The sequence below is a fragment of the Vibrio salilacus genome, assembly GCF_002811245.1.
GTDB lineage: Bacteria > Pseudomonadota > Gammaproteobacteria > Enterobacterales > Vibrionaceae > Vibrio > Vibrio salilacus.
In genome coordinates this window covers 1-1140 of the sequence record NZ_NIVQ01000085.1, presented here as the reverse complement: position 1 = coordinate 1140, position 1140 = coordinate 1, and the positions used below count along the sequence as shown (strand labels likewise).

General features: G+C 40.4%; 1 protein-coding gene. It reads left to right on the top strand.

Annotated elements, in window-relative coordinates; translation table 11 throughout:
* Positions 1–207: 207 nt before the first annotated feature.
* Entirely contained in the window at positions 208–630 is a 423-nt protein-coding gene (locus CDZ87_RS16895; protein ID WP_029858134.1) for a bleomycin resistance protein, read from the top strand.
* Positions 631–1140: the final 510 nt, after the last annotated feature.

The following is a 1140-nucleotide window of genomic DNA, read 5'->3' as shown; positions in this document are numbered from 1 at the left end:
CAGCTAAAGTCTGGGTCTCACTTTACCCTGATTTGTTAGTTATTATCCATACAAGAAATTTAAGAGTGATTCACAACGCTTGGCGCCTTCACTTCAAGTAAGCTTAGTGTTTATGGCACAATGTTTTAGGTAAGATGGTTAGCGTTGTTCACACCTTAATTTGGCGTTATAACGCAGTAGAGTTCATCACACATATTAAGGAATGATATGGAAGAATATTGGAATCCGATGGTGCCTGAATTGTCGGTGTCAGACTTCGCTAAATCACTGAATTTCTACTGTGAAATGTTAGGGTTCAAGGTCAGAAGCCAAAGGAAATCACCAGATTTTGTCTATCTTGAACTTGAGCAAGTGCAAATCATGCTAGAGCAAATTCACGACAATGCTTGGGTTACTGGCTCTTTAGAAACTCCGCTTGGTCGTGGTGTGAATTTCCAAATTGAATTGTCAGATATTGCGCCAGTTTACGACCGCTTGGAATCAGCAGGTGTGTCATTATTCAAAGAGCAAAAAGACACATGGTATGACGTTGGCGATAGTTTATCAGGTCAGCGTGAATTTTTAGTACAAGACCCAGATGGCTACCTTTTAAGGTTTTCACAGTATCTTGGTGAAAAATCAAAGTCATAAAACAGCGTTATAACAAACAATTTAAGAGGGATTCCCAACGCTTGGCATTTTTGGTTCTACTTCCAATTTAGTGTTTATGGCACAATGCTTTAGGTTGGGTGGTAGCGTTGCTCACCCCTTAATTGGGCGTTAGTTGCCAGCGGTAAAAATGCAGCTAAGGCAGAAAATTTAGGGCTAATGAATTGTGCAATTTTGCTCTGTTTTGTGTCTGATAGTTTGCTGAAATTGTGTTCGATATTTAATGCTGTGGTTTTGTTCTGCCGTTTCAGACGCGAATTTATTCGTTGAAAGTCAGCTTTGTAACATTGCCTTTCCAAAAGGTTTGTTGGGTGCTTTTGGCCAGTTTTCTACGTCGTTGTAAGTTCCAAGTGGTTTCAGTGGCAGGCGCTTTAAAACTGCGCCTGATTTGAGTTGTCAAAGCGCTGAAAAACGGCGTTGGCAAAAAAGTGGAAATGAACTGGAAATCAAAGGTTTAGAATGGCAACTAACAAAGCGTTTAAGGCAGATTCG